We start from the raw sequence: 20,470 nt of genomic DNA, 5'->3' as shown, positions 1-20,470 counted from the left end.
CCATGCGCTATCCCCTTCCCTATGCCTTCGCGCGCACCCAGCAACTGCTGCTGGAAGAATCCGACGATGGCGCCCTCACGCTCTGGATGCCGCAGACGCCGCCCAAGAGCGCACTCAGCGAAGTGGTGCGCAAGTACCCCGTCAAGGCCTTCGAGCCGCTGACGCCCGTTGAGCTGGCCCAGCGCATCTCGGCTGCGTATGCGAAAGGCGAGTCGAACGCCGCCGCGGTCGTCAGCGAGGTGCAGAGCGACGCCGACCTGTCGCGCATGATGCAGGAGCTGCCCGCGGTGGAAGACCTGCTGGAAAGCGCAGGCGACGCGCCCATCATCCGCATGCTCAACGCCCTGCTCACGCAGGCGGCGCGCGACGGCGCCAGCGACATCCACATCGAGCCCTACGAGCGCACATCCTCGGTGCGCTTCCGCATCGACGGCACGCTGCGCGAGGTGGTCCAGCCCAACCGCGCGCTCCACGCGGCGCTGATCTCGCGTCTGAAGATCATGGCCGACCTCGACATCGCCGAGAAACGGCTGCCGCAGGACGGACGCATCAGCCTGCGCATCGGCACCCGCGCCGTGGACGTGCGGGTCTCGACCCTGCCATCGGCGCACGGCGAGCGCGCCGTGCTGCGCCTGCTGGACAAGTCCGAGAGCAAGCTCACGCTGGAGTCGGTCGGCATGCAGGGCGACACGCTGGCGCGCTTCCTGCACCTGATCAACCAGCCGCACGGCATCATCCTGGTCACCGGGCCCACCGGCTCGGGCAAGACCACCACCCTCTACGCCGCCCTCGGCCGCCTGGACTCGGCCCACAGCAACATCATGACGGTCGAGGATCCGATCGAGTACGAGCTGCCCGGCGTCGGCCAGACCCAGGTCAACGCCAAGATCGACCTCACCTTCGCCAAGGCCCTGCGCGCCATCCTGCGGCAGGACCCGGACGTCATCATGATCGGCGAGATCCGCGACTTCGAGACCGCGCAGATCGCGATCCAGGCCTCGCTCACCGGGCACCTGGTGCTGGCCACGCTGCACACCAACGATTCGGTCAGCGCGGTGACGCGGCTGACAGACATGGGGGTCGAGCCTTTCCTGCTGAGCTCGTCGCTGCTGGGCGTGCTGGCGCAGCGGCTGGTGCGCCGCCTCTGCCCGGTTTGCGCCGTGCCCTCCGCGGCCGGCGACGAGGCCGAGCCCGTGGGCTGCGATAACTGCGGCCAGACCGGCTACCAGGGCCGCACCGGCATCTTCGAACTGCTGGTGGCGGACGACACGATACGCTCGCTGGTGCACAACCGCGCACCCGAGAGCCAGCTCTTCGTGGCGGCCGAGCGCGGCGGGCTGCGCTCGATGCGCGAGGACGGGGAGCGGCTGGTCAAGACCGGCGTGACATCGCGGGCGGAGCTGCTGCGGGTGACGCGGGACTAGGGCCTGCCCCTAATCCCGCATCCCTGCCTCACTCCAGCACGACCAGATTGCGCGTCTGGGGATCGGTCTCCACCGCGCGCACGCGGCCGGCGTTGTCGAACAGCACCTGGAACTCGCTGAAGCTGCCCAGCCACATGCGCCAGATCGGCGCGTCGAGGTTCGGGTTCTCGCTGCTGATCGGGTAGCCAACGGCCATGGCGACCTGTTCGCGCGTCATGCCCTTGGTCACGCGCGCCGACTTGATGGCCTCGCGGATCTTGGGCGGAAAGCTCGCGATACGGGCCGCCGGGTCCTCGGCGACCACATAGCGCTTGGCGAAGGTGCCCAGGTCCAGGTCGCGGCTGTAGTCGTTGCCGATGTCCTGCTTCTTGCCGTCGATCAGCACATTGACGCGCTGGCGGCCATAGCCGGTCACCTGCGCCGGCGTGCCGACCGGGATGATGCGCTTGCCGCTCTCGGCGTAGTTGCTGTCGCTGATCCAGCTCCCGTCGGTGCGCAGGTTGCAGCAGAGAAAGCCGTTGTAGGTCGGACGGTCCTGCGCGGCGGCAGGCAACGACAGCGCGCCCAGCAGCGCGGCGACGGCAAGAGCGGAAGTACGAAATGGCATGGCTACTCCTCGGTTTGATGTTATGAAAGCCGTGTGACGAAAAGGCAGCGCCAAACGTCGACAATGCGGACTCGCGCATTTTGCCGCCAGTCCCCATGCCCGCCTATTCATTCGAAGCCATAGACCAACAGGGGCAACCCCGCAAGGGCGTGCTCGAAGCCGACACTGCGCGCAGCGCGCGCGGCGTGCTGCGCGCGCAGGCCCTGATCCCGCTGTCCGTGACGGCGGTCGGCAGCGCCGAGGGCGGCGCACCCGCCTCGGGCGGCTGGCGCCGCCTGCTGGGCGGCAGGCGCATCTTCAACTCCACCACCCTGGCGGTTTGGACCCGGCAGCTCGCCGGGCTGGTGTCCTCGGGCCTGCCGCTCGAACGCGCCCTGACCGCGCTGACCGACGAGGCCGAGACCGAGGAGCAGCGCAACCTGGTCGCCTCGCTGCGGGCCGACGTCAACGCGGGCTCGCCCTTCGGCCGCACGCTGTCGCAGCACCCGCGCGAGTTTTCGCCCATCTACACCGCGGTGATCAGTGCCGGCGAGCAGACCGGCAACCTGGGACTGGTGCTGGAGCGCCTGGCCGACGACCTGGAGCAGCGCCAGGCCCTGCAGCAGAAGCTGGTCGGCGCGGCGCTCTACCCCGCCATCGTCACGCTGGTCGCCATCGTGATCGTGGTCTTCCTGGTCAGCTACGTGGTCCCGCAGGTGGCCAACGTGTTCGCGGGCACCAAGCGCGCCCTGCCGATCCTGACCGTGATCATGCTGGCGCTCAGCGATTTCGTCCGCAACTACGGCTGGCTGATGCTGGGCGCGATCGTCGTGATGGTCATCGTCGCGCGCATGGCGCTGGCGCGCGCCGCCTTCCGCGAGCGCTTCGATGCCGCCTGGCTCGAGCTGCCGCTGGTGGGCCGCCTCTCGCGCGGCTACAACGCAGCGCGCTTCGCCAGCACCCTGGCCATGCTGGCCACCGCCGGCGTGCCCATCCTGCGCGCGCTGCAGGCCGCCTCCGAGACACTGGGCAACCGCGCGATGCGCGCCGATGCGCTCGATGCGCTGGTGCTGGTGCGCGAAGGTGCGCCGCTGGCCGCGGCGCTGGCGCAGAAGAAGCGCTTTCCCGGCATCGTCTCGATGTTCGCGCGGCTGGGCGAGCAGACCGGCACCCTGCCCCTGATGCTGCAGCGCGCGGCCACGCAGCTGGGCGCCGAGGTACAGCGCCGGGCCATGCACCTGGCCACCATCCTCGAGCCGCTGCTGATCGTCGCGATGGGCGCGGTGGTGATGCTGATCGTGCTGGCGGTGCTGATGCCGATCATCCAGCTGAACCAGTTCGTCAAGTAGCCGACGATGCCGGTCTCCCTTGACGACAAGCTGGTGGTCGCGATCTCGTCTCGCGCCCTGTTCAACCTGGAAGAAGAGAACCGCCTGTTCGATGCCGGCGACCCCGACGCCTACATGCGGCTGCAGCTCGAGCGCCTCGACGTGCCGGCGGCGCCCGGCATCGCGTACTCGATGATCCGCAAGCTGCTGCGCTTCAACGACGACGGCATCCAGCGCGTCGAGGTGGTGATCCTCTCGCGCAACGATCCGGTCTCCGGCATGCGCATCTTCAACTCCGGCGCGGCCGCCGAACTGCGCGTGCAGCGAGGCGTGTTCACACAGGGACGGCCTCCCTACCGCTACCTCCGGCCGCTCAATGCCGACATCTTCCTGTCGGCCAACGCATCCGACGTGCGCGAGGCGCTCGCCGCCGGCTTCCCGGCCGCGCATGTCCGGGTCGACGGCGCGCTGGCCAGCGCCCTGCACCCTGACGAAGTGCGGATCGCTTTCGACGGCGACGCGGTCCTCTTCTCCGACGAGGCGGAAAAGGTGTTCCAGCTCGAGGGCCTGGACGCCTTCCAGGCGCACGAGACCAGCAAGGCCGGGGTGCCGCTGGGGGCCGGCCCCTTCAAGCCTTTCCTCGTGGCCTTGCACCGGCTGCAGCAGGCCTCGAGCACCGGCATGCGGATCCGCACGGCGCTGGTGACGGCGCGCGGCGCCCCCGCCCACCGCCGGGCGATCCAGACGCTGATGGACTGGAACATCCGCGTCGACGAGGCCATGTTCCTCGGCGGCCTGTCCAAGGGCGAGTTCCTGCGCGAATTCGAGCCCGACTTCTTCTTCGACGACCAGACCGGCCATGTCGATGCGGCCGCGCGCCATGTCCCTGCGGGGCACGTGTCCAGCGGGATCAGCAACCCACGCTGACCGGCGGCAGGGGCGGCGTTTCAGAACCGCTTAAGGGAGCGGCCGGTGCTGGCGCTACGATGGCCTGGAAGGCGCTGCTTCCAGCCGCCAACCCGAGCCCCACGCCCATGAACGATCCCGTCCGCTCCACGAGCATGCTCGCCACGCTGCGCCGCATCGGGGCGCTCGCCGCGCCCTACTTCCGTTCCGAAGACCGATGGAAGGCGCGCGGCCTGCTCCTCGTCATCATCGTGCTCAACCTCGGCACGGTCTACATGGCGGTGCTCAACAACCAGTGGTTCGGCCGCTTCTACAACGCGCTCGAGAACCGCGACCAGGCTGTGTTCTGGCGCGAGCTGGGCTTCTTCTGCTGGATCGCCTTCGGTGCCATCACGATCGGCATCCTGAAGTTCTATCTGACCCAATTGCTGCAGATCCGCTGGCGCGCGTGGATGACGCGCAGCTATCTCACGCGCTGGATCGCCGACCGCACCTTCTACCGGCTCGAGCTCGCGCGCTACGCGGCCAGCAACGACAACCATTCGCCCGACAACCCCGACCAGCGCATCCAGGAAGACCTGCAGCTGTTCACCGACTACACGGTCACGCTGTCGATGGGGCTGCTCAATGCGGTGGTCACGCTGGTGAGCTTCATCGGCATCCTGTGGGGCCTGAGCGGCGTGGTCGACTTCAAGCTCGGCGGCAGCACCTACGAGGTCGCGGGCTCGATGGTCTGGCTCGCCATCGCCTACTGCGTGATCGGCACCGTCATCACCCATTACATCGGCCGGCCGTTGATCGGCACCAACTTCAGGCAGCAGCGCTTCGAAGCCGACTTCCGTCACCACCTGGTGCGGGTGCGCGAGTACAGCGAGGCGATCGCGCTGGACCGCGGCGAGGGCGTCGAGCACGCCCAGCTGGAGAAGCGCTTCGGCGCCGTGCTGCGCAACTACCTGACGCTGATCCGCCAACAGAAGAACCTGGTCTCCTTCACGCTCTCCTTCGGGCAGGCGGCCGCTGTGTTCCCCTTCATCATCGCCGCGCCGCGATTCTTCGGCGGCGCCTTCCCGCTGGGGCAGCTGATGCAGATCGTGACGGCCTTCGACAAGGTGCAGACGCAGCTGAGCTGGTTCATCGACAACTACGACCGCGTCGCCGTCTGGCGCGCGACGGCCGACCGACTCACCAGTTTCGACGATGCCATGCGGGCCCATGCGAAGCCCGATGGCGCGATGGTGCGCGACAGCGCGAGCTCGCTGGCCACCCATGACCTCGACATCGCACTGCCCAACGGGACCCCGCTGCTTGCCAAGACCGCCCTCAGCGTCAAGCCGGGCGAGCACGTGCTGCTGCAGGGCCCCTCGGGCAGCGGCAAGTCGACGCTGTTCCGTTCCTTCGCCGGGATCTGGCCCTTCGCGAGCGGCAAGGTCTCGATGCCGGAGAACGCGATGTTCATTCCGCAGCGGCCCTATGTGCCCGACGGCAAGCTGCGCGACGCGCTGGCCTATCCTCAGCCGGCAGGCGACTACAGCGACGCGCAGTTGAAGCAGGCGCTCGAGGATGCGTTGCTGCCCGGGCTCGCCCACCGGCTCGACGACGTCGACGCCTGGAGCCAGAAGCTCTCCGGCGGCGAGCAGCAGCGTCTGGCGATCGCGCGCGTGCTGCTCAAGAAGCCGGCCTGGCTGTTCGCCGACGAGGCGACCAGCGCGCTCGATGCGCAGGCCGAGGAGACGCTCTACAAGCGCCTGGCGGACGGCGTGCGCGCGGCCGGCGGAGCGATGGTGTCGATCGCGCACCGGGCCTCGGCAGCGGCCTTCCACGACAAGCGCTGGACCCTCGTGCCGCAACCTGAAGGCACGGGCGCGCGCTACCGGCTCGACGCGGCGTAGCGTTCCCAGCCGCGGGCGCGCAGCTCGCAGGCGGGGCAATTGCCGCAGCCATAGCCCCATGCGTGGCGCTGGTCACGGTCGCCCAGGTAGCAGGTGTGCGTGTCCTCGATGACCAGGTCGACGAGCGGCTGCCCGCCCAGCCGGTGCGCCATGGCCCAGGTCGCGGCCTTGTCGATCCACATCAGCGGGGTCGCGATCACGAAGCGCCGGTCCATGCCCAGCGAGAGCGCGAGCTGCATCGCCTTCATGGTGTCGTCGCGGCAGTCGGGATAGCCCGAGAAGTCGGTCTCGCAGACGCCGGTGACGATCACCTCCAGCCCGCGCCGGTAGGCCAGTGCGCCGGCCAGCGTGAGGAACAGCAGGTTGCGCCCCGGCACGAAGGTGTTGGGCAGGCCGTTGGCCTGCATCTTGAAAGCGATGTCCTGCGTCAGGGAGGACTCGCTGATCTGCCCCAGCACATCGACATTGACCCGATGATCCTCGCCCAGCCGCGGCGCCCAGTGCGGGAAGCGCTCCCGCAGACGCGCCAGCACGGTACGGCGCGCTTCGAGCTCGACGATGTGGCGCTGGCCATAGTCGAAGCCGACGGTCTCGACCCGTTCGTACTTGTCGAGCGCCTCGGCCAGGCAGGTGGTGGAGTCCTGGCCGCCGGAGAAGAGGACGAGCGCGGTGGTGTGCATGGCGAAGTGGTAAGAGAGAAGCGTAAGAATGGTGCCGACCCCAGCGTCACGCTGTCAGAGCTTGGCTTCAAGCAATTCCGGTTCTTGCAGGTCCAAGAACTGTGCGCTTCATAGAAATCGCTCCAGCAGCTTGCGCGACGCCCGATCCAGCGCCTTCACATCCGGAATGCGGAACTGCACCCCATGCGCGCTCGCGATCAGCAGTGCGCCGCCCTCGAGCCGGCGGATGTCTTCCTCGGCCTTGAGCACGAAGCGGGCGTCGCCGCGGTCGGTGCTCACGGTCCAGGTGCTCGGCACGCCGAAGCTCGAGACCTTGTGCAGCTTCAGCAGCGTGGGCGCAAAGTCGCGCGCAGTCAGATCTTCGGCGAGCAGCGATCGCGCCGGCTCGGGCAGGTCGGCCAGTCGATCGATCCACAGCAGCTCGCGGCCTTCGCTGCCGACCAGCGACAGGCCCTCGTCCGGCGCGCTCAACGGGAAGGCGCGCACCGGCACCACGCCGACGTGACGGACCCCCTCGGCCTCGATCAGCACCAAGTGGCCGAAGGCATCGCGTTCCAGCTTGAAACCTGCGCTCATCATGCGTCTCCCGCCGGATGGGCCGCATGCCCACCGAACCCCAGCGCGGCCCCGGCCCGCTCGGCCGCGGAGCCGGGGCTCTCGTCGTCGGCCTGGCGCAGCTGCGCCTGGTAGAGCCGCCAATAGGCGCCCTGCTTCTCCATCAGCACGTCGTGCGGCCCGACCTCGACGATCTCGCCGCGGTCCATCACCACCAGCCGGTCGGCCTTGCGCAGGGTCGAGAGCCGGTGCGCGATCGCGATGGTGGTGCGACCCTGCACCAGGTTGTCCAGGGCCTTCTGGATCTCCTTCTCGGTCTCGGTGTCCACGGCGGAAGTGGCTTCGTCGAGGATCAGGATGCGAGGATCGATCAACAGCGCCCGCGCGATGCTGATGCGCTGCCGCTCCCCGCCCGAGAGCCCCTGCCCGCGCTCGCCCACCAGCGAGTCGTAGCCGTGCGGCAGGCGCAGGATGAAGTCGTGCGCATGCGCCGCGCGCGCGGCGGCCACGATCTCCTCGCGCGTCGCCTCGGGCTTGCCGTAGGCGATGTTCTGGGCGATGGTGCCGAAGAACAGGAAGGGCTCCTGCAATACCAGCCCCACATGGCGGCGGTAGTCGGCCACCGCGAAGCGGCGGATGTCGGTGCCGTCCACCAGGATGGCGCCGTCGGTCACGTCATAGAAGCGGCAGATCAGGTTGACCAGCGTGCTCTTGCCGGAGCCGCTGTGGCCCACCAGGCCGATCATCTCGCCCGGCTCGATCACCAGGTCGAGGTCGCGGATCACCGCCCGGCTGCCGTAGCGAAAGCCCACGTCGCGCATCTGGATGCGGCCCTGCACGCGCTCGATCTTCACCGGGTCGGCGGGCTCGGGGACGTTGCTCACATGGTCGAGGATGTCGAAGATGCGCTTCGCGCCGGCCGCTGCCTTCTGCGTGACCGAGACGATGCGGCTCATCGAATCGAGCCGCGTGTAGAAGCGCCCGATGTAGGCGATGAAGGCGGTCAGCACGCCCACCGTGATGTTGTGGCGCGCGACCTGCCAGATGCCGAAGCCCCAGACCACCAGCAGGCCGATCTCGGTCAGCAGCGACACGCTGGGCGTGAACAGCGACCAGGTCTTGTTGAGCTTGTCGTTGACCTGCAGGTTGTAGAGGTTGGCGGCGCGGAAGCGGTCGGCCTCGCGCTTCTCCTGCGCGAAGGCCTTGACCACGCGGATGCCGGGGATGGTGTCGGCCAGCACGTTGGTCACCTCGCTCCAGACGCGGTCGATCTTCTCGAAGCCGGTGCGAAGCCGGTCGCGCACCACGTGGATCATCCAGGCGATGAAAGGCAGCGGCACCAGCGTGACGACCGCCAGCAGCGGGTTGATGGAAACCAGGATGACGGCCGTCATGGCGATCATCAGCACGTCGGTCAGGAAATCGAGGGCGTGCAGCGACAGGAACACGTTGATGCGGTCGGTCTCCGAGCCGATGCGTGCCATCAGGTCGCCGGTACGCTTGCCGCCGAAGTAATCGAGCGGCAAGGTCAGCAGGTGTTCGTAGGTGGTGGTGCGCAGGTCGGCGCCGATGCGCTCGGAGACCAGCGCCAGCAGGTAGGTCCGGGCCCAGCCCAATGCCCAGCCGGTGAGTGCCGCGAGCAGCAGCAGCCCCAGGAAAAGCGCGACCTTCTCGACGGCGATCTCCTGGCCGTTCTGGAACGGGATCAGGATGTCGTCCATCAGCGGGATGGTCAGGTAGGGCGGCACCAGCGTGGCCGCCGTCGAGGCCAGGGTCAGCAGGAAGCCGGCGATCAGCTGCTTGCGGTAGGGCCGGGCGAAGCGGCCCAGGCGCAGCAGCACCCAGGTGGAAGGCGGGGCCTGCAGTTCGGGCTCAGGCACGGGGGCCTCGTCGGCCTCGGCCTCTGTCGCCGGCGCGACACCGGCGGCCTGCTGGCCGAGGAGCTTCTGCAGCCGCAGCGCCGCAGCCTGTTGTGCCAGGGTGTAACGCCACCGTGCAAGCCTTCCCCGGGCGTCCAGCAGGTCCAGGGTGCCGATGCCGGCATGGTCGGCCATCTGCAGCTCGAGCCCCGGATGGGCCAGCGGCCACTCGGCCCAGGCCCCCTGCGCATCGCGGGCGAGCAGGCGTCGATCGGTCAGGGCGAGCAGGCCGGAAGCAAACCGAAGTTCGCCATCAAGGTCAACCGGGATCGTCGCCAGCACGTTTTCGGCAGCTCTGAGCCGGCTTTTCAGCGCGTCTGGAGCCCCCTCCTCTTCGCCCTTCGGGGTGCCGACTGGATCGTGATGTTGCATTGTGTTTCTGTGTGTCTGGCCCGCCGGGGGCCCCTTCATGGTGCCCGCCGGGCGCCGATTCTGACCGATCACCATGGGCGCGCCTGAAGGCGCCGCCGTGCTCGGCCAAAGCACAACGAACGTTTGCATGACCCGTTTCGACGACATCCGCCTCCTGCGCATCAATTACCTGCGCGGCCCGAACCTCTGGACCTACCGGCCCGTCCTGGAAGTCTGGCTCGACCTGGGCGCGCTGGAAGACCACCCTTCCAACAGGATCGACGGGTTCACCGAGCGCCTGACCACCCTGCTGCCGGCACTGGTCGAACACCACTGCGGCGTCGGCGAGCGCGGCGGCTTCATCCAGCGTCTCACCGAAGGCACCTGGGCGGGCCATGTGCTCGAACACGTGGTGATCGAGCTGCTCAACCTGGCCGGCATGCCCACCGGCTTCGGCCAGACCCGCAGCACCTCGCAGCACGGCGTCTACCGGATGGTGTTCCGGGCGCGCGACGAGCAGGTCGCCCGCGTCGCATTGGCCGAGGGCCACCGCCTGCTGATGGCCACCATCAACAACGCCCCCTTCGACGCCGCCGACGTGCAGCGCGCGGTCGGTGCCGTCAAGGCCAAGGTCGAGGACTGCTACCTCGGCCCGAGCACGGCCTGCATCGTCAGCGCCGCGACCGACCGCGGCATCCCGCACATGCGCCTGAACAGCGGCAACCTGGTGCAGTTGGGCTACGGCGCCCATCAGCAGCGCATCTGGACCGCGGAGACCGACTACACCAGCGCGATCGGCGAATCCATCGCCAGCGACAAGGAGCTCACCAAGACGCTGCTGTCCGGCTGCGGCGTGCCGGTGCCCGAAGGCCAGGTGGTCGCCAGCGCCCAGGAGGCCTGGGAAGCCGCGGAGGACATCGGACTGCCGGTGGTGGTCAAGCCCTCCGACGCCAACCACGGGCGCGGCGTCTCGCTCGAGCTGAACACCCGCGAGGAGGTGGAAGCCGCCTTTGCCGTCGCCGAGCCCGAGGGCAGCGACGTGATGGTCGAGCGCTTCGTCCTCGGCCATGAGCATCGCCTGCTGGTGGTGGGCGGCCAGGTGGTGGCGGCCGCGCGCGGCGAGATCATCACCGTGACGGCCGACGGCCGCTCCACCGTGGCCCAGCTGATCGACAGCCAGCTCAACAGCGACCCGCGGCGCGGCGCCGAGGAGGAATTCCCGCTCGACGTGCTGGACATCGCGACCGACGCCAAGCTCCAGCTCGAGCTCAAGCGCCAGGGCCTGGACGCCGCGGCCGTGCCGGCGGCGGGCCGGGTGGTCACCATCCAGCGCAACGGCAACATGGCCTTCGACTGCACCGACCAGGTCCATCCGGAGGTCGCCCATGCCGCCGTGCTGGCCGCGCGGGTGGTGGGCCTGGACATCGCCGGCATCGACCTGGTGGCGCAGGACATCGCCCGCCCGCTGGCGGCGCAGGGCGGCGCCATCGTCGAGGTCAACGCGGGCCCCGGCCTGCTGATGCACCTGAAGCCCGCGGTGGGCTCGCCGCGGCCGGTGGGCCGCGCGATCTGCGACCACCTGTTCCCCGATGAAGCGCCCGGCCGCATTCCCGTGGTGGGCGTGGCCGGCTCGCGCGGCACCGCCGTGCTGGCGCGCCTGGTCGCCTGGTTGGTGGGCCTGGGCGGCCGCCACACCGGCCTGGCGTGCCGCGACGGCCTGTTCCTCGAGCGGCGCCGCGTCGACGCGCGCGACAGCGCCAACTTCGACGCCGGCCGCCGCCTGCTGATGAACCGCGCCGTGCAGGCCGTGGTGATCGAGAACGGCGCGGGCACCATCCTGCGCGACGGCCTGGCCTACGACCGCTGCGAGGTCGGCATCGTGACCGACCTGGAAGGCGCCGAGGCTCTGGGCGAGTTCGACATCACCGAGAGCGACCAGATGGTCAAGGTGCTGCGCACCCAGGTCGACGTGGTGCTGCCCGAAGGCACGGCCGTGCTCAATGCGGTGGACATGCGCGTCGCTGGTTTGGCGCCGTTGTGCGACGGCGAGGTGATCCTGTATTCGACCAATCCGCAGGCCGAGGCGCTGTTCAAGCACCAGCAGGCGGGCGGCAAGGCCGTGCTGGTGCGGCAGGACCGGGTGGTCCTGGCCAACGGCAGCAGCGAATCCTTCCTGCCCGGGCTGGGACGGCTGACCATCTGGCGCGCCACCCATGCGGGCGTCGACCTCGAGAGCCTGCTGGCCGCCGTCGCCGCCGCCTGGGCCCTGGGCATTCCGCTGAGCCTGATCGGCGCCGGCATCGAAGCCTTCGAAGCCGACCTGCAGGCCGCCCTCGCCTCGCTGCAGCTGTCCCAGACCCTTCTTTCGCCCCAACAACAAATGGCTTGACCGGCAGCGCCCGGCTCCCGAATCGCCCCTTCGCCTCATCGTTATGGACGTCAAACGCATTCGCGCGCTGCGCGGGCCCAATCTCTGGAGCCGCCACACCTGCATCGAGGCCATCGTCACCTGCAGCGGCGACGAGAACGCCGTCGGACGGCTGCCCGGCTTCGAGAGCCGCCTGCGCGCCCTCTTCCCCACCATCGGCGAACTGCACCCGATCGTCCTCGGCCAGCCGCTGGCGCTGGCCCACGTGCTGGAGAACGCCGCCGTCGCGCTGCAGTCCCAGGCCGGCTGCGCCGTCAACTTCGGCCATACCGCGCGCACCGTCGACGAAGGCGTCTATCAAGTCGCCTTCCAGTACAGCGAGGAGGCCGTCGGCCGGCGTGCCCTGGAGCTCGCCGAGCAACTGATCGCCGCCGCCCAGGCCGGCGCCGCCTTCGACGCCCACGCCGCCATCACCGAGCTGCGCGACCTCGACGAATCGGAGCGCCTGGGCCCGAGCACCGGCTCGATCGTCGATGCCGCCGTGGCGCGCGGCATTCCCTACCGCCGCCTCACCAGCGGCAGCCTGGTGCAGTTCGGCTGGGGCTCGAAGCAGCGCCGCATCCAGGCCGCGGAAGTCGACTGCACCAGCGGCGTGGCTGAGTCGATCGCGCAGGACAAGGAGCTCACCAAGCAGTTGCTCAACGCCGCCGGCGTGCCGGTGCCCCTGGGCCGCCCCGTCACGAGCGTCGAGGACGGCTGGGCCGCCGCGCAGGAGATCGGCCTGCCGGTGGTGGTGAAACCGCAGGACGGCAACCAGGGCAAGGGCGTCACCGTCAACATCGCCACGCGCGAGCAGCTGGCCGCCGCCTACGACTCGGCCGCGGCCTACGGCGAGGTGATGGTCGAGAAGTTCCTGCCGGGCTTCGACTTCCGCCTGCTGGTGGTCGGCGACAGGCTGGTCGCCGCCGCGCGGCGCGACCCGCCGCAGGTCATCGGCGACGGCAGGCAGACGGTGCGCCAGTTGGTCGACCTGGTCAACCAGGACCCGCGCCGCGGCGAAGGGCATGCCACCTCGCTGACCAAGATCCGGCTCGACGACATCGCCGTCGGCCGCCTCGAGGCCCAGGGCCTCACGCCCGACAGCGTGCCGGCGCTGGGCCAGCGCGTGGTACTGCGCAACAACGCCAACCTGTCGACCGGCGGGACCGCCACCGACGTGACCGACACGGTGCACCCCGAAGTCGCGGCGCGCGCGGTCGATGCCGCCCAGATGGTCGGCCTGCACATCTGCGGCGTCGACATGGTCTGCGAGAACGTGCTGCGCCCGCTCGAGGAACAGCACGGCGGTGTGGTCGAGGTCAATGCCGCGCCCGGCCTGCGCATGCACATCTCGCCCTCCTTCGGCCGCGGCCGCGCGGTCGGCGAGGCGGTGATGGACACCCTGTTCGCCCCCGGCGACGACGGCCGCATCCCGGTGGTGGCGGTGACCGGCACCAACGGCAAGACCACTACCGCGCGCCTGATCAACCACCTGCTCGCCGGCAGCGGCCTGCGCACCGGCATGACCAACACCGACGGCGTGTACGTCGACGGACGCCAGACCGACAGCGGCGACTGCAGCGGCCCCAAGAGCGCGCGCAACGTCCTGCTGCATCCGGACGTCGACGCCGCCGTGTTCGAGGTGGCGCGCGGCGGCGTGCTGCGCGAAGGCCTCGGCTTCGACCGCTGCCAGGTGGCGGTGGTGACCAACATCGGCAGCGGCGACCACCTGGGCCTGAACTACATCACCACCGTGGAGGACCTGGCGGTGCTCAAGCGCGTGGTCGTGCGCAACGTGGCGCCCCATGGCTACGCGGTGCTCAACGCGGCCGATCCGAACGTGGCGGCCATGGCTGCGAGCTGCCCGGGCAACGTGATCTTCTTCGCCCGCGACCGGCACCACCCGGTCATGGCCACGCATCGCGCCCAGGGCAAGCGCACCGTCTACGTCGACCAGGACACGCTGGCCGCGGCCGAGGGTTCGTGGCGCGAGCGCATTCCGCTGCGCGACGTGCAGATCACGCGCAACGGCAGCATCGGCTTCCAGGTCGACAACGTGATGGCCGCCGTCGCCGCCGCCTGGGCCGTGGGCCTCGACTGGGACAGCATCCGCCGCGGCCTCGCCAGCTTCAAGAACGACGCGGCCGGCGTGCCCGGCCGCTTCAACGTGATGGACTACCGCGGCGCCACCGTGATCGCCGACTACGGCCACAACACCGATGCCATGCGGGCACTGGTCGCTGCGGTCGACACCATGCCCGCGAAAAAGCGTTCGGTGGTGATCAGCGGCGCCGGCGACCGCCGCGACTGCGACATCCGCGACCAGACCGCCATCCTCGGCCAGGCCTTCGACGACGTGATCCTCTACCAGGATGCCGCCCAGCGTGGCCGGGCCGACGGCGAAGTCATGGCGCTGCTGCGCCAGGGCCTCGAGGGTGCAACCCGCACCCGCGCCATCGACGAGATCCGCGGCGAGTTCATCGCCATCGACACCGCGCTCGAGCGGCTGCGGCCGGGCGACCTGTCGCTAATCCTGGTCGACCAGGTCGAGGAAGCGCTCGCTCACCTGGCCAAGCGCATCGCCGAAGCCTGAAGCGCGAAAGCCGGCGCGCTTCCGGCCGGCGTGCGGGACCTGTCCCACATGAAGCCGCGGCACGGCCGCCGGGCGGCGAGCCGTCCCAGTCCCACAGCCCGTGCCCCGAGAACGGCGGAGACTGCCCCTTCGGCCGGCGCATGCTGCGCCAATCCCGAAAGGAGTGCCTACATGAACAAGACCATTCGTTCCAGCCTCGCCCTCGTGCTTGCCGCCAGCAGCCTCGCGCTGCCGTCCCTCGGCGCAGCACAGGGCACCGACTCCAGATACCTGCGCGAGCGCGCCGCCTGCGACGGCGTTCTGCAGGATCGCAATGCCTGCCTGCGAGAAGCGGGCGCCGCCCGCTACGAAGCCCGGCGCGGCGGCCTGACCAGCGCGCCTCCCACAAGCTACGAACAGAACGCCCTGGCCCGCTGCGCCCTGCAGCCGCCTGCCGAGCGCTCCGCCTGCGAGGCCCGCATGCGCGGCACCGGCAGGACCTCGGTCGAAGGCAGCGTGCTGGGTGGCGGCCTGATTCGCGAGACCGTCACGCCGATCCCGACGCCGGTTCAGTGATCCCGTCAAGGGAAAACCTAAGACCTACACTGTCATCAGACTGTCACAAAAGACTAAGTAGGGCTGGCTATAGTTCCGGGTCCATTAGGAGGAACCCAGCCCATGAACGCCATCAAGGTCGCCCGCCGCTTCATCGAGACGGACCCGGCCAACGAATCGGCCCAGATCCTCGCCCGCCTGGTCCTGGCGCTCGAATCCGAGCGCAGTTTCGAGTTGGTCACCCTCTATGACCTCGACTACAAGAGCTTCCAGCTGGCGATGGACATCCTGAAGGAATGGCGGCTCGACCGGTATTACGCGAGCAAGTCCAAGCTTTTCGACCTGTCCCTGCAAGTCAGCGAGCTCCCGGGCTGAGCGCGCTGCCGGCGGGTTGCCGCCTGAAGAAGATGTGACCGAATTCGAGCTCAAGTTCCAGGTCGATCCGCACGACCGCGCGGCCGTCGAAAGCGCGGTTGCGCGCGGCCGCTCGACGCGGGAACGCCTGCAGGCCCTCTACTACGACACCGCCGATGGCACGCTGGCGGCGCAGCGCATCGTGCTGCGCATCCGCAAGGAAGGGCTGCGCTGGGTGCAGACCGCCAAGGCGCCGGGCGGCAGTGCGCTGGAGCGCCACGAGCACAACGTCGCGATCGAGCCTGCCAAGGCCGGCGACGTGCCGCTGCCGCGCCTGGAGCGCCATGCGGGCACGCCGGTCGGCGCGCTCATCGACAAAGCGCTGCGTGACGCCGGCCAGGAGCCGGCCGAGGCACGGCTGATGCCGCTCCACGCCACCGACATCCGCCGCACCTTGCGCGAGATGCGCACCGGCGATGCCCGGGTCGAGCTCGCCTTCGACCGCGGCGAGGTACGCGCGGGCGACCGCGTGCATGCCATATGCGAGCTCGAGATCGAGCTCAAGAGCGGCAGCCCGCGATCCCTGCTCGAGCTCGCGCGCCGCTGGCGCCTGCGCTACCGGATCTCGCTGGACACGGTCTCCAAGGCCGCGCGCGGCGAGCGGCTGGCCAAGGGCATCGAGTACGGCGAGGCGGTCAAGGCCGAGCCGCCCGCCCTGAACAAGCACATGGACGGACCGCAGGTGTTCGGCGCCGTGATCGGTGCCTGCCTGGCGCAGATCCTGCCCAATGCCAGCGAAGTGGCCGCCGGCAGCCCCGACCCCGAGCATGTGCATCAACTGCGCGTCGGCATCCGTCGGCTGCGCACCGCCCTGCGCGAGATGGCCGACTTCGCGCCGGCCATAGACCCGGCCTGGGAGCCCGCCCTGGTGGACGCCTTCCGTGCGCTGGGCCGGCAGCGCGATCGCGAGCACCTGCAGCAGACGGTGCAGCCGCAGATCGAAGCGGTCGGCGGCCCGCCGGTCACCTGGCCCAAGCCCGCCGAGCCGGAGCCCGACCCCGCCGCCGTGGTGCGTGGCCAGGACTTCCAGCTGGTGCTGATCAGCCTGATCGCCGCTTCGCTGCCGCCCGAGGAACAACCCGCCGGCGCGGCCCCGGCCGGGCAGCACGGCGAATCGGCCCGTAAGCAGCTGCGCGCGCGCCTGTCGAAGCTGCACCGCCAGGTGGTGCGCGACGGCCGGCGTTTCGACGCGCTGGAGCCCGAGGCACAGCACCGGGTCCGCAAGCGGCTCAAGCGCCTGCGTTACCTGGCCGAGTTCGTCGCCCCGATCTTCGGGGAGGGCCGTGCCGCGCGCTACCTGAATGAACTGCGCCCCGCGCAGGATGCCCTGGGCGATCACAACGACGCGGCCGTGGCGATCAGCGCCTACCGCGAGGCGGCCGGCCACGATGGCCGAGCCTGGTTCGCGGTCGGCTGGCTCTTGGCGCGACAGCCCCCGGGTGCGCTCCAATGCCGGGCGGCACTGGACAAGATCGCGCAGGCGCGCCGGTTCTGGAAGTCCTAGCGGCAGCAGCCGGCGCCTCAGTCCGGAAGGCGATGTAACACTGCTTTACACCGCGGGTCGCTCCACCTATGAAAGATCGCAGGAGCCGTCATTTCGGAAGACTCCACACTGGAGGAGACATCCCTATGTGCAAACTGTGCGATCAAGGCAGGCCGCAGGACCATTCCCATTCGCCACACGATTCTGCGAGCTATTCACGGCGCAATTTCCTGAAGGCCGGGACGGCGGGGACCGCTGCCGCGGCAGCCGGGCTGGGGCTGTTCACCGAGCGCGTTGCTGCAGCGCAGGACGACGACGATTCCCCCAGGGACAGCGGCCGACACGGACGGCGCTATGTCATTCACGGCGGCCACGTCATGTCGATGGACCCGAAAGTGGGAGATTTCGTCCAGGCCGATGTGCTGGTCGAAGGCAAGAAGATCCTCGCCGTCGGACCGAACCTGCCAGCGTTCGGCGCCGTGATCGACGCCCGCGGCAAGATCGTGATGCCGGGGTTCATCGATACGCACCACCATCAGTTCGAGACCGCGCTGCGCAGCTTCCTGGCTGACGGCCTGCTGTTCAACGACGGCAAGCCGCACGGCGCCATCAACTACTTCGAGCACATCCTCGGCAAGTTCGCTCCGGTGTATCGGCCGCAGGACGTCTACATCAGCGAGCTCTTCGGCGCGCTCAGCCAGATCGACGCGGGTGTCACGACGGTGCACGACATCTCCCAGATCCATCACTCGCCGCAGCACTCCGACGCCGCGATCAAGGGCCTGGCCGATTCGGGGCGGCGCAGCGTGCTCGGCTACTTCGAGAGCGCGGGCAACGTCCCCGGCAACCAGTACCCGGCGGATGCCGCCCGCATCAAGGGGCAATACTTCAGCTCCGACGATCAGCTCCTGTCCATGACCATGGGCGGCGAGATCTACCTGCCGGGCTTCGCGGTGGCCTGGACCCTCGGGCGCCAGCTCGGGCTGCAGGTAGTGGCCCACATCGTCGGCAGCTTCGGCATGGGTCCGACCTTCGATGCGCTCGCAGCGTCCAGCCAGTTCGGCCCTGACAACCTGTTCATTCACATGACCGGGATGTCCGACATGAGTTGGCAAAAGGTGAAGGATGCAGGCGCGGGCGTCTCGCTCGCCGTCCCGATCGAGATGAACATGCGCCATGGCATGCCACCCATTCTCAAGACGCTGTCCCTGGACATCCAGCCCTCGCTGAGCGTGGACGTGGAATGCACCCTGACGGCCGACATGTTCACCCAGATGCGCAGCGCCATGGCGTTGCAGAAGGCCTTCGTGAACCAGATGGCGTTGGAGCAGAACAACCCACCCGCCCTGCCGGAACTCTTGACCACGCGCGATGTGCTGCGCTTTGCCACGATGGAGGGCGCGCGCGACCTGCGGCTCGATCGCAAGACCGGCTCGCTCACGCCGGGCAAGGAGGCCGACATCATCATCCTCGACGCCGAGGCGATCAACGTGGCACCGCTCAACGTCGTGCCGGGTGCGGTGGTGTCGCTGATGGAGCGCTCCAACGTCGAGACGGTGATCGTCGCGGGCAAGGTGCGCAAGTGGAAAGGCAAGCTGCTCGACGTCGACCTGCGCCGGCTGCGCCGGGACCTGGAAGCCTCGCGCGACTACCTTTTCAACGCGGCAGGCATCCCGCAGGACCTCTTCCGTCCCAATTGACGCTGGCGCGCCAAGACAGCGCCACTCCGATAACCTGGACCGTCGAGGCGCATCAGTGGATCGTCGCCGGTGGACGGCGAGCTTGCTTTCGAATCGAGAATGTGACGGTGTAGTCCGGATTGACCACGACCTCGCCCGTTGCGTGCAGCCGGTACTGGCCGGGCTTGGCCTTGCAAAACGAGCGCGTGTCCGGCAGAAGCGCGTAGTGCTCTCCCGCGCGGCGCCCCTCCAGCCGGAGAGAGATGCCGCCGCCCGGCGTGGCAGACAGGACGCGGCCGAAGATTTGCTGCTTGTCGATCAATTTGCCTTCGACGTCAAGGTAGGTCAGGCCGACGAGCAGCAGTTTTCCGGGGAGCCTGGCCGCGAAGGTGGCATCCCAAGGGGCAGGCGCATCGAATTTGTCGTTCATCGGAAGTCCCTGAGGTCAATCTTGTTCGCGTCGCAACCGAGGAGTGGTTACCTGTGCATCAACCCCACGGGGGTGTTCACGGCGTCGCAAGGAATCATTGCGGCCACTCAATTATCCAGCCAGCCTCTTCAAAGAAGCGCTGCAGCATCTCCGCTGAACAACGCAATCTGCGTCAGCGCAAAAGACGAAGTTTCGCCCTCGAACCCGACAGTCCTTTGTGGCAAGTCAGGGACTGAAGCCTTCCACAGCCTTGCGAAGGGCTTCGAGCAGCTCTTGTGCTACGGCCTTGTTCATCGCAACTTCGATGTCACCATTTGATGCTACGGATAGGCAAAGGCAAATGACCTCTTCATTGGCACGCAGTACCGCGATGGCATCACTCTGGGACTCCAGGTCACGGAAAGAAATTGTCGCGACTTCGACCATGGTCAGCTCCACTATCAATATCCCGGGATCTTGTCCCCAGGAAGGAATCGCTCGTCATACCAACCAAGTGGATCGCTCGATACGTACGCGTATCCGTTCCAGCCTCCATCCAGGCCGGTCGGATCGAACTGGATGTAGCGCCCCGTCGTGGGCGAGTACTCGCGTGCCACCACATTCGTGACGAGCAGCGACAGCAAGGCCAGCATGAATGCCAGCGAGCGCATCAGTTTCATTTCTTCCCCCTTGTATTTGCATCAGGATCGCGTGTCCATCCCATCTCATAGGCCTGGTCGTAGTACCGATAGGCAATCTCGCGATACTTGCCGGCCCATTCCAAGGATGACGCGGCTTTGGCCTTGCGAATCCAGAGTGCATGGAGGTTTCTCGGAAAATAGACGTTCCGGGGATCGAGCTCGGCCGCGGATTCGAAGTAGCGGATGGATCTGTCCAGGTCGCCACGGGCACCGATGGCGATGGCGTTCTGCTGAATGAGAACGCCGAGATACTGGCGGCGAGTGAGTGTGCGCAGATACGCACCGTTCCTGATCGCCTTGGGGCTCACGTTCAGGCGGTACGCATAGCCTTCATCCGGTAGCACGGTCAATGGGAGCTTGCCCACACAGGTTTGAACGCATTTTTCAGCGCGTCCATCTCCATGGATGAACGCTCAAAAATGAAATGCAAACCGCATCTTTCTCTTCGACGCCGCGTACTCAGCAAGACGGAAACACTTCATCGCTCGTTCCTGTCGTCGCGCAGGGGCGCCTTGATCAGTCGACTCTCAATGAACGGTTTGGCGCCGACACTCTTCCGTGCCGCAATGCTTCTACTCTCAGCTTCCAATCGATTAACAATTGAAAGCCAAT

General features: G+C 68.3%; 18 protein-coding genes. 10 read left to right on the top strand and 8 right to left on the bottom strand.

What is annotated here, in order from left to right:
* Positions 1 to 2: 2 nt before the first annotated feature.
* Entirely contained in the window at positions 3 to 1,424 is a 1,422-nt protein-coding gene (gene gspE, locus E5P3_RS07200; protein WP_162585351.1) for a type II secretion system ATPase GspE, read from the top strand.
* Between the two features lie 28 nt (positions 1,425 to 1,452).
* Here the strand turns inward: gspE and E5P3_RS07195 are convergent, their stop codons facing one another.
* On the bottom strand, positions 1,453 to 2,031 hold the full coding sequence (locus E5P3_RS07195) for a hypothetical protein (protein ID WP_162585350.1): 579 nt from the start codon (positions 2,029 to 2,031) through the stop codon (positions 1,453 to 1,455).
* 95 nt (positions 2,032 to 2,126) lie between these two features.
* On the opposite strand from E5P3_RS07195, the gene gspF reads away from it, so the two are divergent.
* The 3 genes from gspF (at position 2,127) to E5P3_RS07180 (ending at position 6,133) form a co-directional block, all read left to right on the top strand.
* On the top strand, positions 2,127 to 3,359 hold the full coding sequence (gspF, locus tag E5P3_RS07190) for a type II secretion system inner membrane protein GspF (RefSeq protein WP_162585349.1): 1,233 nt from the start codon (positions 2,127 to 2,129) through the stop codon (positions 3,357 to 3,359).
* A gap of 6 nt (positions 3,360 to 3,365) precedes the next feature.
* A complete protein-coding gene (locus E5P3_RS07185) occupies positions 3,366 to 4,265 on the top strand; it encodes a 5'-nucleotidase (RefSeq protein WP_162585348.1) in 900 nt (299 codons plus the stop codon).
* 107 nt (positions 4,266 to 4,372) lie between these two features.
* Positions 4,373 to 6,133 carry an ABC transporter ATP-binding protein/permease gene (locus E5P3_RS07180; RefSeq protein WP_162585347.1) on the top strand — a complete coding sequence of 587 codons (1,761 nt, stop codon included), beginning with the start codon at positions 4,373 to 4,375 and terminating at the stop codon, positions 6,131 to 6,133.
* Here the strand turns inward: E5P3_RS07180 and queC are convergent.
* The 3 genes from queC to E5P3_RS07165 form a co-directional block, all read right to left on the bottom strand.
* A complete protein-coding gene (gene queC / locus E5P3_RS07175) occupies positions 6,112 to 6,813 on the bottom strand; it encodes a 7-cyano-7-deazaguanine synthase QueC (RefSeq protein ID WP_162585346.1) in 702 nt (233 codons plus the stop codon). The two genes, E5P3_RS07180 and queC, sit on opposite strands and share 22 nt — an antisense overlap.
* A 108-nt stretch (positions 6,814 to 6,921) precedes the next feature.
* Complete coding sequence (locus tag E5P3_RS07170; RefSeq protein WP_443083237.1) at positions 6,922 to 7,389, bottom strand: cyanophycin metabolism-associated DUF1854 family protein; 468 nt, start codon at positions 7,387 to 7,389, stop codon at positions 6,922 to 6,924.
* A complete protein-coding gene (locus tag E5P3_RS07165) occupies positions 7,389 to 9,659 on the bottom strand; it encodes a cyanophycin metabolism-associated ABC transporter (protein WP_162585344.1) in 2,271 nt (756 codons plus the stop codon). The genes E5P3_RS07170 and E5P3_RS07165 overlap by 1 nt, the downstream gene beginning before the upstream one ends.
* Before the next feature lie 127 nt (positions 9,660 to 9,786).
* Here E5P3_RS07165 and E5P3_RS07160 point away from each other — a divergent pair, with 127 nt between their 5' ends.
* The 6 genes from E5P3_RS07160 to E5P3_RS07135 all read left to right on the top strand — a co-directional run bounded on the left by E5P3_RS07160 (position 9,787) and on the right by E5P3_RS07135 (position 18,769).
* Positions 9,787 to 12,027, top strand: coding sequence for a cyanophycin synthetase (locus E5P3_RS07160; protein WP_232073030.1), 2,241 nt, complete (start codon positions 9,787 to 9,789; stop codon positions 12,025 to 12,027).
* A 43-nt stretch (positions 12,028 to 12,070) separates the two neighbouring features.
* Positions 12,071 to 14,638 (top strand): cyanophycin synthetase, encoded by a 2,568-nt coding sequence (gene cphA, locus E5P3_RS07155; RefSeq protein ID WP_162585342.1) that lies wholly within the window; start codon positions 12,071 to 12,073, stop codon positions 14,636 to 14,638.
* A gap of 171 nt (positions 14,639 to 14,809) precedes the next feature.
* Entirely contained in the window at positions 14,810 to 15,193 is a 384-nt protein-coding gene (locus E5P3_RS07150) for a hypothetical protein (protein WP_162585341.1), read from the top strand.
* 102 nt (positions 15,194 to 15,295) lie between these two features.
* Complete coding sequence (locus E5P3_RS07145) at positions 15,296 to 15,547, top strand: hypothetical protein (RefSeq protein ID WP_068675619.1); 252 nt, start codon at positions 15,296 to 15,298, stop codon at positions 15,545 to 15,547.
* A 34-nt stretch (positions 15,548 to 15,581) separates the two neighbouring features.
* Positions 15,582 to 17,090: a CYTH and CHAD domain-containing protein gene (locus tag E5P3_RS07140; protein WP_162585340.1), complete on the top strand. Its 1,509-nt coding sequence runs from the start codon at positions 15,582 to 15,584 to the stop codon at positions 17,088 to 17,090.
* A 125-nt stretch (positions 17,091 to 17,215) separates the two neighbouring features.
* A complete protein-coding gene (locus E5P3_RS07135; protein WP_162585339.1) occupies positions 17,216 to 18,769 on the top strand; it encodes an amidohydrolase family protein in 1,554 nt (517 codons plus the stop codon).
* 52 nt (positions 18,770 to 18,821) lie between these two features.
* Here the strand turns inward: E5P3_RS07135 and E5P3_RS07130 are convergent, their stop codons facing one another.
* The 4 genes from E5P3_RS07130 to E5P3_RS07115 all read right to left on the bottom strand — a co-directional run bounded on the left by E5P3_RS07130 (position 18,822) and on the right by E5P3_RS07115 (position 20,223).
* On the bottom strand, positions 18,822 to 19,178 hold the full coding sequence (locus E5P3_RS07130; RefSeq protein WP_162585338.1) for a hypothetical protein: 357 nt from the start codon (positions 19,176 to 19,178) through the stop codon (positions 18,822 to 18,824).
* 225 nt (positions 19,179 to 19,403) lie between these two features.
* On the bottom strand, positions 19,404 to 19,604 hold the full coding sequence (locus tag E5P3_RS07125) for a hypothetical protein (RefSeq protein WP_162585337.1): 201 nt from the start codon (positions 19,602 to 19,604) through the stop codon (positions 19,404 to 19,406).
* Positions 19,605 to 19,618: 14 nt separating this feature from the next.
* Entirely contained in the window at positions 19,619 to 19,837 is a 219-nt protein-coding gene (locus E5P3_RS07120; RefSeq protein WP_162585336.1) for an RHS repeat-associated core domain-containing protein, read from the bottom strand.
* The gene (locus E5P3_RS07115; protein WP_162585335.1) at positions 19,834 to 20,223 is read right to left on the bottom strand and encodes a hypothetical protein; all 390 of its coding nucleotides are present in this window, start codon (positions 20,221 to 20,223) and stop codon (positions 19,834 to 19,836) included. The genes E5P3_RS07120 and E5P3_RS07115 overlap by 4 nt, the downstream gene beginning before the upstream one ends.
* Between the last annotated feature and the right edge of the window lie 247 nt (positions 20,224 to 20,470).

The organism is Variovorax sp. RA8 (genome assembly GCF_901827175.1).
GTDB lineage: Bacteria > Pseudomonadota > Gammaproteobacteria > Burkholderiales > Burkholderiaceae_C > Variovorax.
Note: the sequence above shows the minus strand (reverse complement) of the source record. Positions and strands in the feature narration are given on the sequence as shown.